Genomic DNA, 14,798 nt, shown 5'->3' on the forward strand with positions numbered 1-14,798 from the left:
TTGAAAGACATATGCCAACTGATAGACGGTGAAAAAAGAAACGGAAAGGGCATCTGTCTGGATGCAAAATACCTACGTGGTAAATCATCTGCTACCATTGTAGAGAAAGGAAAATTTGTCTATGCCGGAGATAACATCATTCTTGTAGATGGTGAAAATTCAGGTGAAGTTTTCACTGTTCCGCAAGATGGGTATATGGGGAGTACATTCAAACAGTTATGGCTTTCTTCGGCTATATGGAAACCATATATTTTGGCTTTCATTCTGTTCTATAAAGAGGATTTGAGAAATTCAAAAAGAGGTGCGGCTATTCCGCACCTCAATAAAGAGTTATTCTACAATCTGCCTATTGGTATTCCACCTTATCAAGAACAGCAGCGTATTGCAGAACGGATAAATGAACTATCGCAGTTGCTCAAATAGTTTTTCTATTTGAGCAACAATGCGTTGTTGTTCTTTAATCGGAGGTAATGGTATTAATATTTCTTTTACTTTTGCTATACTTACACCACCTATAATGCCCGTTTTATTTAGGTTAAATAGTTCAAAGAACGATGGTGACTGTAGATAATAGTACATGTATTTCCCGATTCCAACAAATGGTGAGAAACAACATAACTTATTCCCAAAACATACATCTTGATTCAGTATTGCAATTTTTCTTCCGGCACTTCCACCTTCAATACACATCAATATTGAGTTATTGGGAGCAAGTCTAAAATCAGGTTCATATTGTTTCGGAATCGCAATGCCATTATCGTAAATAATCCGATTATTAAAATCAACATCCTTAGTTCCAATATAATAACGTCCTATAACATCTGTAAATTTTGATTTCTTTTCAGTTTCACTAATACTGTTGCCAGTGTAAATGTTTGCAATATGAGAAAGTCTTGTCCATACCCAATTCTTGGGAGTTTCAAAAGGTATCTGTTCTGTTATATCCAAGCACTTTTTACCTACCTGCTCATAATACTTGTTATCGTCACCACGAAAGATAACAGAATCAGTCAAAGTAGACTTCTTCAACTTGCCTTCTTTAATGAGTTGCTGCTTTTCCAATTTTATCTGTTCAAGTAACTCTTCGCCAGTTCCTTCTTCTGCTATTTGTTGTACAAGCCGACCTTGAACAGCTTCTTGTAGGATGGATTTTTTGAGATTTCCTAGAAGCTCTACATTTAATTTATCTAATGTCTCTTGAGATTTTGCATATCGATCGATAACAGGTAATATTTCTTGAAGTTTTTTATCTATTTCATATTGCTCGTTAGTAGGTGGAAGTGGAATTAGAAGATTTAATATATGCTCACGGCTAATTCCAGGGATAACACCTTGTGCATTAGAAATTATCGTTTGCAAATTAGCTTCAACTACAGATTTAACATATGATAGACTTATCGCATTGGAGAAATTTCTAATAATTTGAATTTGTCTAGCAATATGTATTTTATCTACATTACAGATGCACATTTTCCCAACTCCTGAACCTTTACAAACAATAAGTAAATCTCCTAATTTTCCTATTACCGTAGGAGTTTCAGTCCAACGATTTATTACCAAATTCCCATTCACAATATTACTTGCTCCTGTAATATAGGGAATTCCTTGATTACTCGAATTATACTTTTCAGGAATAAAGTCTTGCCCTGATAGCAGTTCTATAACATTTGACAGTTTACTCCATTCCCATCCCTTTGGAATCTCAAACGGAATCTCCTCATCAATACATTTCACTTCCCCCGTAGCGAGAAACTTCTCATAATAGGAATTATCATCACCACGGTAAATGATAGATTCGTTTTTATCTTTCTTGATTTTCTTTTCCTTGACCAGTCTAGCTTTTTCGGCTCTGATACGTTCAAGAAGTACAGATGCCGGTTCGTCATTAGGATCTTGCGGTACAAGTTTGCCCTGTATCGCCCACTGAAGTATGCTGTTTTTTAATTGCTTTCCGTTCATTTTTTAATCCTCTGCTTGTACTCTATATGAGAAATACTTTGAGTCTATTTTTACTCCATTTTTAAGTTTGGAATCCATCTCCTTATTCATTGTTGGGAGGAAAGAAAAATAATTCTGAATAGCAGACATAATACCTGCATTGCAACTCTTGTTTTTTACCCAATTTTGAGGAATGAAACTTCTATTATTCTGCTCGCAATTGTTTTTTTCTGCCGAAATAGCACTGTTTAAACAGTTTGCCGCAATATTAATTATGCTGTCAACAAGATTGTTTTCAGAAGCAACTTTTAAGCACTCACTCGGTGATGGTACATTTGTTTGATTGTTACATTTAGCAAAAACCATTGATATGGCAAAAAGAAGATGGTATGGAGCATAAGCCTTCATTGTTAGTAGTTCCTCTTCCAGTCCTAATGGGTTTTCCTGAGTCCATGCATCCATTATTTTTCTCATCCAAAACGATAGAGCATAAGCATCTTCAGGCAAATAGTCGTTCTTGAACAATGTATTGAAATACTTGTCAAAAATCTTAGTTTCACCATAAGATAAATTAGGTCTTTGCATGTACCAAGCTGTAAGATTCTTTCCTAAATATGATAACTCTATGCAGTACTGTTTGTCCTTGTCGGCTGGAATAATTTCACCTCTTTTGGTTGCAAAGAATCCATTAGAATATTTTGCTTCGTATGCCTTTTTGAGTTTCAATATCTGCTTACTGTTACTGCGTAAATCTCTTGCCTTTACAGCACTTTGCGTGTTTGTGTTAATGCTAATAGAATCAGCCCTGTCTCTTTGTGGAATTTCATAAAATCTGAATAGAACATAAGCATCATCACGCTTTCGTACATTCTCACTACAACTTAAAATAGTATTCAATGATTGACATCCATTTACAACATTCAATCCATAAAGTTTAAACTCACCATTGCCACATTCTTCAATTTTGTTACAAATGGCAGTGATTCCATTATGAAAAAAGAAGAAGTCACCACATTTATTCGGATCGTTTATGGTTTTCTTGATCTTTTTATTTACGGTATTGTTAATGCCTAAACTCTGTCGTACATTTTTCTGGAACAAAGATCCATCTTTAATGCCAGGGAGTTTTATACATTCTTTCAGAGGCATGGCTGCAACTATTACGCTTGTCGCCCCTAATTCTGTCGTCATATATTTACCAGCTTCAAGCTTGATAGTATGGTTTAAAGTTGGATTCGTTTGTTCAATAACACAACTATAAGCATCTTCCAAACCTTGTTTATCAACTACGGAGAATTGTGTACTATAATTCAATTCAGCATCATCTTCCTCTGATAATTTGGTTTGGAATGAATGTATATCATCCATAGCCGCATCCGTAAAGATAGATGTTGTTATTAATTCAAAACATACGCAGTAAGAGTCATCTTCTAATGCTGTTGCTATTTCTGATATTTTAGTCTTTAATTTAGAATTAGCATTTTCCTGTAATTGAGCTAAGTTACTAAACTGGCTCCAAGCAGATATAACTTCTCTCACAGGAGTTGCATCAACAGATTCACCAAGGTAGTATTTCCCTTGTACAATATATATTTTTTGCTCGTCTTCATCAATGTATACGGCATCAATTTGTTTATCATTGGCTCCGTCTGTGATGGCATCTTTAGCTTGTCTTTGATCCAGAAGATGTATATTCCGCATATACCACGCAACGAAACGTTGACCATCATTTGGAAAATTATTTTTATAATAATCTTGCGTAATTTCGTTTTTTATGATTTCAAGTACATTTGCCATAATTATATTCATTTATTCGTAATCTTCGCCTTGTATTCCTAATTCTCCTTTGCTCATGGCATTGGCAATATCTATTTTCAGTTCTTCGTCATAATCTTTACTGGTCAAAAAGCTATTGACGATGCGTAGCAGCAAATCTTGGTCGATGTTCGATGCTGCCACGTGATAAATGATAGATTCCAATGTACGCATACAGATACAAGCGTGCCAATAGTAATTATTTTTGTGTAAGAAGTACGCACTCAAAGTCAGTGCAATACGCTTGTTCCCATCATTGAAGAAGTGCCCGGAACAAAATCTATACATCAAATAGGTCAGTTTGTCGGCAAAGGTAGGATAGTATAAATCGTTTTGCACAAAATCCAATGTAGCACGAATACCGCCTTCATCACGCACTCCTTCAAAGCCACCATCACTGGCATCAATCATTTTGCCATAGATGTTTAGGGCTTCATCGTAATCTATGTAAATAATTCCCTTATTCATCCTCTGCTTGTTTTAAGCGTTTAAGCACATCTTTATTGTCCGCTAAGATACGGTCAAAATCAATAGACTGGTCGCCGATGAATCGTTCAAACTCTTCTGGAGTAACAGCTTGCAGATAATCTGCTATATTACCATGATACGCATCCCGAAAGCTGAAATCTCTTGAAGCCATTTTTGTTCTGGCGTCATTTAGATAAGGTTTCTGCATGGGATGTTCGGCAAGTTCATTCACAATGCGCTCTACCTCGTCAATGGTAAGTTTTCTGCCGCCATTTTCCTTGAATCGTTCACTGATAGCAGCACCCACTCCGTTTTCAAAAGAAGAGATAACCAATAGAACCTCTGAATACAACGTGTGTCGAACATTGTCTTTTGAATCCAACTTTAATACTTCTCGGTATTCTTTAGCATTCTCTTTGAATACAGCTTTGTAGATAAAATCTGTAATCTGAGAATATTTGTATGTAGGATGCCCATCCACATATTGATTGATGGCAGAAGTAAGATTTTTCCGATAGTTTTCTTCTGTGATTGCGGCAGGAAGATAATTCACATCTCTACGATTAATATATTTTGTTCCTCCACCTGTCTTTTCATTGATGGTAGTAATCACAAAATCCAAGATAAGGCTACGGACTTTTTTAGCTTTCTCACTCTCTGTAAGCAGCATACCTATATTCAAGAAAGAGCGGAAATTAAATAATCCGAGCTGCGTTGTTTTGCTCGCCTCATTAATAAGGTGAGCAAATTCTAACTTAAACTCTTTCAATTGTTTACCCTTACATAAAATATATCCATTATGTTTCAGCTCATCAGAATTTGATTGCAGGTAACGATCTATTGTAGATGTGTCAACTTGATAAAAGTCGGCAACCATTTTTTTTGTAAAGCGGTATTCTCCCTCAAAGAGCATTCCTTCTATATCAAGATGCTCTTGTACTTTACTGACCGCAAAACGATTGTTAAGTACATTCTGCCGTTCTATGTTTGAGATGGTCAAATCTTTCATATCACTTCACTATTATCAGTTACACGATTTTATGTCTATGCCGAGAATTTTTTGAATCTCAGAAAGGGTTTTGTCTATTTCATGGTCGAGTGCAGCACGTTTCTCAAAATACTGTTTGAGCAGTTCTGCCGGAGGGAGTATTTCTTCTTCCTCTTTCGGGAACTTGCACTGGTCGAAGTTGCAATCCAAATCAATCAACTGTTGGGCAGTGAACACACGGCTCTTTTCTCCCACTTCATCATTGATAATTTCTTTCCTGTCTTTCCACCATTCCTGAATAGGTAGGGTATGCTCCACCTTCATTGGTTTGGTCTTTGAGAAGTGCTTGTAGCCTTCCGGCATATCCAAGCGATAGAACCATGTCTCTTTGGTCTTGAATCCTTCTTCGCAGCCCTCTGCTTCTTCATTATTAAAGAAAAGAATGTTGGTTGCAATAGAGGTATATGGGGAGAATATCGAACCCGGTAAACGGATGATGGTATGCAGATTGAACTTGCGGAGTAAATTTTCTTTAAGTGCAAATTTTGCTCCATCCGTACCAAACAAGAAACCATCTGGGATAATCACACCGCATCTACCACTAGCTTTGAGGCGGTACATGATAAGGGCTATAAACAAATCCGCTGTTTCACTTGAACGGTACTGCACCGGAAAATTGCTTTTTACACTATCTTCTGTGCTACCACCATACGGAGGATTCATACCGATAACATCCACTTTATCGCTTTCCTTGAAATCAGTGATATTTGTTCCAAGCGAATCACAGTTAGCTATATTGGGAGCTTCAATATCATGGAGTAACAGATTTGTTATACTCAAAAGATAAGGTAGCGGTTTCCATTCTTGTCCCACGACTGCATTTTGCAGTTTTTCTCCATCTTCGGCAGAACTGACGCTCTTACTCATATAATTGAGAGCAGAGGTAAGGAAGCCGCCTGTACCACTGGTGAAGTCACCAAAGGTCTCGCCCAATTTCGGGTCAAGCATCATCACGATAAAGTCTGTCAAAGCACGTGGAGTATAGAACTCACCTGCATTGCCTGCTGATTGCAAGTCTTTCAAGATTCCCTCATAAATATCTCCAAATGTGTGGCGGTCATCAGCATCGTCAAATTCGATTTCATTTACGATGTTGACCACTTGACGCAAAAGCGTTCCATTCTTCATATACTGGTTTAAGTCAGCAAATGTTTCTTGAACAATGCTTTTGGCTCTTGGTGTATTGGCGTCTATCGGAAGATTCTTTAAAGTAGGGAACAGTTTTTCATTGACAAAAGAGAGCAATGCTTCTCCTGTTAATGCTTCACCGTCTTTTTCGTCTACTGCCCATTTACGCCAACGCAAATCTTCGGGGATGATAGACTTGTAGTTTTCATCTTTGTATTCCCAAGTTTCTTCCTGAGTGTCATAGACTTTCAAGAAAAACATCCAAGTCATTTGTTCAATTCTCTGTGCGTCACCATTGATACCAGCGTCTTGGCGCATTATATTTTGGATTCGCTTTATGATGTTGTTTACTGCCATTTTTAAGCTGATTTATAAATTTGATATTCTAGTTCTCTGATGGCTTGCTCAAAAGCAACCTTACCGCCAAATAACTTTATGATTTTTGTTGGTTTCCCTATGCTATTGAATGGCGGTATCTCCAAGATGTTCGCCTTTTCAAAGTCGAGAATACCATTCTCTGCATATTTGTCAAGAAGAGCCTCCAATACTTCACGAGCTTTACCTTCGTACTTCCCGAAGTAATTACGCTTCTTTACATTGTTTGCTCTCTCTTTCCTTGTTAATGGCGGTTGGTCAAACGCAACGTGGCATATCACATCAAAGATGTCGGCATCCTTCAATGCCGGATTAGCTTCACGTACAGCATCTATCAGAATAGCATATTCCTTCAATTCATCCATAATGGCCTGTTTGCGTTCTGCCTCCGTCCACGTTTGGATAAAATCATCCAAAGTTTGGTAATGGCGTAATAATTGCTTTTTAGCAAACGACTGAACACTTTCCGTTCTCATCGTCTTACCATCTTCTCCTAACACTGAAACGATTTCATGGGCAATGCGAATATTCTTACCGCTGATAAGATATTTCTCACGATGCTCAGATACTATTGGAGTTTCTGGAGCATCAATGATTTTGTAAGGCTTTGGCTTTTTCCCTCCTCCTTTGGGTGGTTCCGGGTTGCCATCAAATGCTGGATCTTTGAATTTTGCGGTAGCATTGCGGAAATCAAGGATTTCCAAATGCCATTTGCCCTTGTCTTTTCTAAGTCGTGTACCTCGTCCAATGATTTGCTTAAATTCAGTCATGGAACCAATTTCTTTGTCTATGACGATTAAACCACAAGTTTTGCAGTCCACTCCTGTGGATAAAAGTTCAGATGTGGTAACAATTACAGGATAAGGCTCATCTACACTAATGAAATTGTCCAGTTGTTTCTTACCTTCTTTATCCTCACCAACAATACGTGTAACATAGTAAGGTGACTTTTTACATAAATCGCTATTCATATTGATAAGCAGCGTCCGCATTTCGGCAGCTTCCTCAATATCAGAACAGAATACGATTGTCTTTGTCATACGACCAATGTCATATAACATTTGGGTTATCCTATGCGCTACTACTTTACGCCTTAACTTGATGGCAAGATCACGACCTATATTCTGTCTTTGATATAGTTTCTGTTCAATCTCCTTGCCCAATAAATCTATTTCACCTTCTTCTGGAGTCCATCCTTGTAAATCAACATTGATAAAGTCTGCTGTAACCCTGTATGGAGCTAAGAAACCATCTTGAATGCCTTGAAGAAGTGAATAGGTATATACTGGTTCACCGAAATAATCCAAGTTGTTCGCTCCTTCGTCTGCTTTCGGTGTGGCTGTCATACCAATTTGGGTAGCCGAACTAAAATATTCCAATACCTTGCGCCATGCGGAATCGTCTTTTGCACTTCCTCTATGACACTCATCGACAATAATTAAGTCAAAGAAATTTGGCTGCACCTCCAAGAATGGGTCTGGTTTACCCTCTTTCCCGACCAATTGGTGGTATAAAGCCATATACACTTCGTATGACGAATCAATTTTTTCCTTCCCCTCTCCAACAGAAGTTATCTTGGTCATAAACTTCTTGAAAGGCTTGAAGTCTTGCACCATTGTTTGGTCAATGAGGATATTGCGGTCTGCAAGATAAAGAATCTTTTTCTTAGCCCCACTTTTATGAAGACGATGGATAATCTGGAAAGCAGTAAAAGTCTTACCAGTACCGGTAGCCATTACCACAAGTACACGTTGTTGCCCTCTTGCGATAGCTTCTACTGTGCGATCAACTGCTATGCGTTGGTAATATCGTGGGTCATGGCTATGTGCATCATAATAGAAAGGTGTTTCTATTATGTTAAGTTCAACTGATGTGTAATTCTTAGATGCAAGATAACGACTGTATAGTTCTTCCTCTGTCGGAAAATCCTCTAACTTGATTTCGGTTTCTTTTCCCGTGATAAAGTCATGTTCCAAGAAAGCATTACCATTACTGGAATACGCAAATTTCAGGTCAAGGATTTCGGCATAGCTCATAGCCTGTTGAATACCGCCTCCAACTGCGTGCTTATTGTCTTTAGCTTCAACTACAGCGATGGGCTTACCTTTATGATATAGTAAATAATCGGCTTTTTTACCCTCCGCCACAGAATGTTGGTTGCCAATAACAAGTACTCGACCATCCGTAAAATAATACTCTTCACGCATATTGACGCCTACAGCCCATCCTTTTTGATTGAGTGCAGGAGTAATGAACAGAGTGCGTATCTCTTGTTCTTTAAGTTCTTTCTTGTTTACTTCCATGGCATAAGTTGTTTTATGATTTGCAACTGCTGACAAGCAAGTCTTTCACGTCAATATTAAGAACATTGGCTATATCATTAAGCGTTTTAAGGTCTGGCTGAACCGAATTGCTGCACCATTTACTTACAGTACAGTTGGACTTCCCAATTTGCTCTGCAAGCCATTTTCCTGTTTTCTGTTGCTCTGCAAGTACCACTTTTAATCTGTTTAAATTAGCCATGAGGTAAAATGTTTTAATCCGAGGGCAAATTTATATAAATTGTCTGACAGTATAAACAACTTCCGATAATAATTATTATCAGGAAGCAAAAAAAGGATTAGATAGCGTATTTTGATAAGATATTTTCGTCAATTTCAATCTTATGACGTCCAGTAGTAGTGCGCAGATTTTTTCTAACAGTGTCAAATGTAGAGTTAGCGAACCATTCGGAAAATGTCGCCATCACAAATGATGTAGTCATATCTCTACCTATATTATATTGGAAAGCGATATTCCAAGCGAAGTTCTTCAAAGAGATTTGGGTGATAGAATTGTGCTTCTTGATATGAATTTCAGTCATAGAAAGGACTCGCCTATTGGCCACAAAATAGCGAACACATTCACATATTTGGAAAATCTCAGTTTCATCCAAATCAAAACGTTTAAATGTATCTCGTGTGTATTTCAGAATAGCATTAAGTTTTTCATCATCTTCTTTCTCTTTTTGCTGTTGGTATTGTTGTTGCTCACGCTGGTATTCATAGTGAAATAATTCCATTCGTTTTTTCTGAACTTCTTCGCAGTTTGAGATAGGAAAAGGAACTAAAGCCAATGGCTTTTTATTGCCTCTTTTCTTGACTGATACCCAAAATGATTGAGGGATAGCTTCTATAATATATCTTGCCACCGTAATGCAAAGATGATACATGAATTTTAGTATGACATATCCGGTAGCCATAATAAACGGAAGCAAATTCATTCGTATGCCAAATATATTGCATACTTGAAATGCAATCATCGAAGCCAGCAGCACCGCAATGACCTCTATTACCCAAGAGTGGAGTATATATTGTTTTTGCTTCATGTCTATTGTTATTTATTTCTCAATGCAAAGGTACAACGCATTTTCATAAAAAGCGAAAGGCAAAAATAGAGGAAGTAACTGTAATAAGTTCATTTTATGCTATTTGTGAAAAGAAAAGCATAACAAGTGAAAATATCCAGTAGCAAATGAAAACATCTGCAAATAGGGAATGAAGTGTTAAATAAATATAAATCTTTCCTTCTCTATGAGAAACTCTCTTTATTATCATTTTTAGAGTGTATTGTATAAAAGGATATCATATTTGTACCATATATTTGTAACTTGCTGATTTATATAATATATTATTTTTGAGGAAGTGAAATAAAATTCTAGCATCTACATAAAAAAGCTGTAAACAAATAAGTTTACAGCTTTTTTCATACCCAATAACACCTTCCTTATACACGACATGGAAATCCATAACGAACTTCCATACACGTAAATTAGAAATACAATAATTTTATAATAATATCAATCAAACCAGATACTTGGCAATCGTTTCCTTTAATAAAGGAGCTGACAACGGCTTGGTCAAATAATCATTACAACCAGCCTCTAACGCTTTTACCCGATCGTCATCAAAAGCAAACGCTGTTAAAGCTATAATCGGAATTTCTTGAGAAACTTTACGAATAATTCGAGTTGCCTCTAGCCCGTCCATTTCTGGCATTTTAATATCCATAAGAATAAAATCCGGTTGGAATTGTTCATATATCTCAACAGCTTCCTTTCCATTCCAAGCGTGAAGTAAATTATACATTTTTCCGATAATTGCTTTTAATAGCAGAAAATTACTCTCAACATCTTCTGCCACTAAAACGGTTCTTCCCTCACTAACATTTCCTTTAATTTCATTATTTTCCATATCGTTATACCTTTATGATAGCAATTTCTTGATAAGGAATTGTAAATTTAAATATAGAACTTCTTTTCTTCGGATTCGATCGATATACCCTCTCCCTCTCCTCAACAGATATCCTATCGTTAATCCCAAACCAACACCTAGGGCAAAGGTATGCAATTTTGTGAAATGATCAAATTTTGTCGAGACTTTATCTTTATCGCTTCATTTCCATACACTCTACTTCAAAAACGAAATCCTACAATTCCTTGAAAGAAAAAAGACGCACGATAAACATCAAAAATCTTTGACATTCATATCAATTTTTATACATTTGCAACAGAAATGCTGTGTGGCAAAAAGGAATTCTATTACTATAAATGTTTAACTAAAAAATCAGAACTATGTTAGTATCTATCATTTACTTGCTTATTGTCGTATTATTACTTGTTTCAATGTGGAAAGTGTACGAAAAAGCAGGAAGACAAGGCTGGGAAGGCATTATCCCTATTTACAATCTTTACGTAATGCTCCAAATCATTAACAGACCGTGGTGGTGGCTATTGATTATGATCTTTGTTCCCATTGCGAACATCATCTTCTCGATCATTGCTTTAAAAGAGTTTTTAGAGAAATTTGGAAAAGGCATCGGATTCACCATTGCAACTATTTTCTTCCCCTTTATCACCTTCCCGATGTTAGCATTCGGAGATGACCAATTCAAGAATGAATAATTCGTTCTATATATTTAGAATAAAAACCGGCGTTTTGCCGGTTTTTTTCATTTATCTGCAAACTCTTTCAATAAATCCCTAATGATCTCCTGCACCTTCACGGGATCACCCACGTAATTATTCACAAGAATCGTAAAAGCTAACGTTTCTCCTCGTTGAGTTTTCAAATACCCGGCAAGCGCCCGAACCCCGGACATAGACCCCGTTTTGGCAAGAATATTCCCCCGTAAAATTGGATGATCAGAATAAATTCGTAATCCCCAATCCACATTTCCTTGTGGTAAGGAGGCAACAAAAACATCACTTAAATGTCCCTTTGCCCAAATCAATAAATCCGTGAATACTTCCGCCGGAACGGCATTCGCTGGCGATAAACCACTGGCATCTTTCAACGTAATTCCACATGAATCTATTCCCATACCACTTAATTCTGCCTTCACTGTTCTCGCGTAATCTGTCGGACTGATTAATTCGCCCAAAGCCTCGGCAAAAAGATTGATACTATTCTTATTGGTATAATAAACAATATCTTTTAAAAAAGGAGAGACTAACGTAAACAAAGCGTGACGCTCTCCGTCTTCTATCTTTTGTTTATCCAACGTGATACCTTTCCCCTTCAATCGCTTTTCCAGTTCTGCCCTAAAACAAGCATCCGGGTGATGCATAGCTCCCTTCACCGCAAAAGAAGAACGATTGGCTGGAATAGTCCCCTGAATTAATAACGTCGCAGTCTCTGGCCCCCCGTATATCCACGCATCATTCGCATTCTTGGCAGAAGCCATCACTTCGTTCCGTAATTTTACTCCCGGAACAGAAGGCTCAACAGACACGATCTTGGTTTGAGTGCCCGGTTTTCCGGATTTCAAGTTTATCGTGTACGTATTATCCCGGTAATTAAATGAATGATAAAGAGCCCCGTAATAATTTGCCACGTCTTCCCACGGCCAAGACCCCGGAATACGGGCTGGTTCACCTTCTGTCTCTATAATAATATTTCCATGAATTCGTTTAATCCCCAAGTTCACAACTTTAGAAACAAGACTATCCATAAAGCACGTTTTTGGAAAATATTTTGAATCTAATGTCGGATCACCTCCCGCCTGTATAACAATATTTCCAGAGAGTTTCCCTTCATCAATCTCCCCTGTATAAAAAACCTCTGTTGTGTAAGTTAAAGAATCTCCTTCCCGTTTTAATGCTAATGCAGAAGAAAACAATTTAACCACGGAGGCCGGACGTAATGCCATTCCCGGATTATGCTCGTACACAACCTGTCCCGTTTCCACGTTCTTCACGCAAACCCCTATCGCTGCATGTTTCACTTCATCCCTTCCCCACAAATTTCGTTCTCCTGTTCGAGTCTGCCCTAACGCAGAGGTCACTGAAATCAGCATGCAAAGAAACAGCCAACCGGATTTCATCATTCGGTAATTGATTTCAACACGTTATTTACATCCTCTTCCGTCCGGTGTAATTTACCCTTACAAAACTCAACAAGCACCGCCATACGCTTCACTTTCTCGCTCAGCTCATCCACATCCAACTTATTTTCTTCCAACAACTTCACCAAGCTTTCAATCTCCTCCATAGCGGATTTATATGTCAATTTTTCTTCCATAACCGATTATATATTAGATGTTTGTCTCAATATCTTTTATTTCACTTCGAATAACTCCCTTGAACAATTCTGTTTCAAGCACATCCCCTTTCTTCACACGATCCGTCTCCCGAACCGCCTTTCCGTTGATGCGAGTAATCGAGAATCCTTTTTCCAGTATGTTTTTCGGATCAACATACTTCATTTTCGTTTCTGCCAACTCCAGAAAATAACGATTAGCCGTAAACAATTCTGTTGTTTTACGTACCATTGTCTTTTGTATATCGTCCAAACGATTCCTCTGACGCTCAAACAAGGTTCCAACCTTCCCTTCTACCTTCATCTTCAATTGCTCCAATCCATTGATTCGCTCCTGTACAAAAAGCCTTGAGGCGTGTTCTACTCTCCGGGACGACAAGGTCAAATTATTTGCCTGCCCCTCTAAAAAAAGACGGGTAAATTGCTTGAACTCCGTAATTCGTACTACCTGACGAGTTTTTTCTTCTTGCAAAATTCTTCTGGTTTCTCTCACCAAGGTTTCCTTAGCGTCCTCCAATACACTATCCACCTCGTTAAAGCACTCAATCAGAAAAGCCGCCGCTGCCGTTGGGGTCTTCACACTCCGATAAGCCACCCGGTCCACGATCGTTTCATCCCGTTCATGTCCGATACCTGCAAGAATAGGAATAGGAAACTGCGCCACGTTAGCAGCCAGCTCGTAGGAATCAAAACTACCCAAATCCGTTTGTGAACCACCCCCTCGAATAATCACCACCACATCAAAAAGTGATTCATACTCGTAAATTCTTTCCAAGGCAGCAATAATAGATTCTGTTGTTTTCTCCCCCTGCATAACGGCAGGAAACAACTTGGTATGAAAAGCATACCCGTAAACATTACGATGTAACTGATCCACGAAATCACCATACCCGGCAGCCGTAGGGGAAGATATAATAGCCACCGTCTTCGGTAACATCGGAAACTCCAATTCCCGATTCATATCAATTACCCCCTCTTGCGTCAATCGATCAATAATTTCTTTACGTTTCCGCTCCAGATCTCCAACCGTGAAAGTCGGATCAATATCTTTTATATTTAAAGAATACCCGTACAACTCATGAAAGACAATCTCGGCACGAACCAGTACCTTGATCCCTTTTTGTAAAGATTTTCCCGTGGTTGTTTCAAAATAAGGTCTTAGCATCCGATAGGTAAAAGCCCATATCGTAGCCCGAGCCGTGGCTATCACCGCATCATCTTCCTCCCTCTTCTCCACCAACTCCAGATAACAATGTCCGGACCGATTTTCTTTCACATCAGCAATCTCGGCTATAACCAAAAAACTATCCGGAAAACGATTCTTTAACTCCCGTTTCACCAAACTATTCAATTGGTATAATCCAATAGCCTCCATGTTAATTTATGATTTAAAGATTCTGTGATTGCCGATTCTATGATTTCATGATTATAAAATCATTTCATCACAC

14 protein-coding genes are annotated in these 14,798 nt (G+C 38.0%); 2 read left to right on the plus strand and 12 right to left on the minus strand.

From position 1 onward, the window contains the following. On the plus strand, positions 1-423 hold the full coding sequence (locus R8806_RS06240; protein WP_018451903.1) for a restriction endonuclease subunit S: 423 nt from the start codon (positions 1-3) through the stop codon (positions 421-423). On the opposite strand, the gene R8806_RS06245 is transcribed toward R8806_RS06240, so the two are convergent. The 9 genes from R8806_RS06245 to R8806_RS06285 form a co-directional block, all read right to left on the minus strand. Beyond that, the gene (locus R8806_RS06245) at positions 403-1,959 is read right to left on the minus strand and encodes a restriction endonuclease subunit S (protein ID WP_221230310.1); all 1,557 of its coding nucleotides are present in this window, start codon (positions 1,957-1,959) and stop codon (positions 403-405) included. The genes R8806_RS06240 and R8806_RS06245 overlap by 21 nt on opposite strands. Before the next feature lie 3 nt (positions 1,960-1,962). After that, entirely contained in the window at positions 1,963-3,735 is a 1,773-nt protein-coding gene (locus R8806_RS06250; protein WP_005936645.1) for an AIPR family protein, read from the minus strand. A 12-nt stretch (positions 3,736-3,747) separates the two neighbouring features. Then, positions 3,748-4,221, minus strand: a complete 474-nt coding sequence (locus tag R8806_RS06255) for a Fic family protein (protein WP_149941426.1) — start codon at positions 4,219-4,221, stop codon at positions 3,748-3,750. Beyond that, positions 4,214-5,230, minus strand: a complete 1,017-nt coding sequence (locus tag R8806_RS06260; protein ID WP_005936643.1) for a hypothetical protein — start codon at positions 5,228-5,230, stop codon at positions 4,214-4,216. The genes R8806_RS06255 and R8806_RS06260 overlap by 8 nt, the downstream gene beginning before the upstream one ends. A gap of 15 nt (positions 5,231-5,245) precedes the next feature. Further along, positions 5,246-6,754 carry a class I SAM-dependent DNA methyltransferase gene (locus R8806_RS06265; RefSeq protein WP_005936642.1) on the minus strand — a complete coding sequence of 503 codons (1,509 nt, stop codon included), beginning with the start codon at positions 6,752-6,754 and terminating at the stop codon, positions 5,246-5,248. A 2-nt stretch (positions 6,755-6,756) separates the two neighbouring features. Continuing rightward, positions 6,757-9,075 carry an EcoAI/FtnUII family type I restriction enzme subunit R gene (hsdR, locus tag R8806_RS06270; RefSeq protein ID WP_135950348.1) on the minus strand — a complete coding sequence of 773 codons (2,319 nt, stop codon included), beginning with the start codon at positions 9,073-9,075 and terminating at the stop codon, positions 6,757-6,759. Positions 9,076-9,088: 13 nt separating this feature from the next. After that, complete coding sequence (locus tag R8806_RS06275) at positions 9,089-9,295, minus strand: helix-turn-helix transcriptional regulator (protein WP_032564469.1); 207 nt, start codon at positions 9,293-9,295, stop codon at positions 9,089-9,091. A gap of 97 nt (positions 9,296-9,392) precedes the next feature. Beyond that, positions 9,393-10,139, minus strand: a complete 747-nt coding sequence (locus R8806_RS06280) for a hypothetical protein (RefSeq protein ID WP_135950349.1) — start codon at positions 10,137-10,139, stop codon at positions 9,393-9,395. Between the two features lie 475 nt (positions 10,140-10,614). After that, entirely contained in the window at positions 10,615-11,004 is a 390-nt protein-coding gene (locus R8806_RS06285) for a response regulator (protein WP_317715791.1), read from the minus strand. 380 nt (positions 11,005-11,384) lie between these two features. On the opposite strand from R8806_RS06285, the gene R8806_RS06290 reads away from it, so the two are divergent. Continuing rightward, on the plus strand, positions 11,385-11,714 hold the full coding sequence (locus tag R8806_RS06290; RefSeq protein ID WP_027201036.1) for a DUF5684 domain-containing protein: 330 nt from the start codon (positions 11,385-11,387) through the stop codon (positions 11,712-11,714). A gap of 47 nt (positions 11,715-11,761) precedes the next feature. On the opposite strand, the gene dacB is transcribed toward R8806_RS06290, so the two are convergent. Genes dacB through xseA form a run of 3 tightly spaced genes read right to left on the minus strand, consistent with a single transcriptional unit; the run spans position 11,762 to position 14,725 of the window. Further along, the gene (dacB, locus tag R8806_RS06295; protein WP_124316969.1) at positions 11,762-13,138 is read right to left on the minus strand and encodes a D-alanyl-D-alanine carboxypeptidase/D-alanyl-D-alanine endopeptidase; all 1,377 of its coding nucleotides are present in this window, start codon (positions 13,136-13,138) and stop codon (positions 11,762-11,764) included. Next, positions 13,135-13,332: an exodeoxyribonuclease VII small subunit gene (gene xseB, locus R8806_RS06300; protein WP_034502262.1), complete on the minus strand. Its 198-nt coding sequence runs from the start codon at positions 13,330-13,332 to the stop codon at positions 13,135-13,137. The genes dacB and xseB overlap by 4 nt, the downstream gene beginning before the upstream one ends. 13 nt (positions 13,333-13,345) lie before the next feature. Continuing rightward, entirely contained in the window at positions 13,346-14,725 is a 1,380-nt protein-coding gene (gene xseA / locus R8806_RS06305) for an exodeoxyribonuclease VII large subunit (protein WP_151411784.1), read from the minus strand. Positions 14,726-14,798: the final 73 nt, after the last annotated feature.

The organism is Butyricimonas faecihominis (assembly GCF_033096445.1).
GTDB classification, from domain to species: Bacteria; Bacteroidota; Bacteroidia; order Bacteroidales; family Marinifilaceae; genus Butyricimonas; species Butyricimonas faecihominis.

Coding starts and splice junctions, on each gene's coding strand:
- R8806_RS06245 (WP_221230310.1), bottom strand. CDS start 1,959: ATGAACGGAAAGCAATTAAAAAACAGCATACTTCAGTGGGCGATACAG.
- R8806_RS06250 (WP_005936645.1), bottom strand. CDS start 3,735: ATGGCAAATGTACTTGAAATCATAAAAAACGAAATTACGCAAGATTAT.
- R8806_RS06255 (WP_149941426.1), bottom strand. CDS start 4,221: ATGAATAAGGGAATTATTTACATAGATTACGATGAAGCCCTAAACATC.
- R8806_RS06260 (WP_005936643.1), bottom strand. CDS start 5,230: ATGAAAGATTTGACCATCTCAAACATAGAACGGCAGAATGTACTTAAC.
- R8806_RS06265 (WP_005936642.1), bottom strand. CDS start 6,754: ATGGCAGTAAACAACATCATAAAGCGAATCCAAAATATAATGCGCCAA.
- hsdR (WP_135950348.1), bottom strand. CDS start 9,075: ATGGAAGTAAACAAGAAAGAACTTAAAGAACAAGAGATACGCACTCTG.
- R8806_RS06275 (WP_032564469.1), bottom strand. CDS start 9,295: ATGGCTAATTTAAACAGATTAAAAGTGGTACTTGCAGAGCAACAGAAA.
- R8806_RS06280 (WP_135950349.1), bottom strand. CDS start 10,139: ATGAAGCAAAAACAATATATACTCCACTCTTGGGTAATAGAGGTCATT.
- R8806_RS06285 (WP_317715791.1), bottom strand. CDS start 11,004: ATGGAAAATAATGAAATTAAAGGAAATGTTAGTGAGGGAAGAACCGTT.
- R8806_RS06290 (WP_027201036.1), top strand. CDS start 11,385: ATGTTAGTATCTATCATTTACTTGCTTATTGTCGTATTATTACTTGTT.
- dacB (WP_124316969.1), bottom strand. CDS start 13,138: ATGATGAAATCCGGTTGGCTGTTTCTTTGCATGCTGATTTCAGTGACC.
- xseB (WP_034502262.1), bottom strand. CDS start 13,332: ATGGAAGAAAAATTGACATATAAATCCGCTATGGAGGAGATTGAAAGC.
- xseA (WP_151411784.1), bottom strand. CDS start 14,725: ATGGAGGCTATTGGATTATACCAATTGAATAGTTTGGTGAAACGGGAG.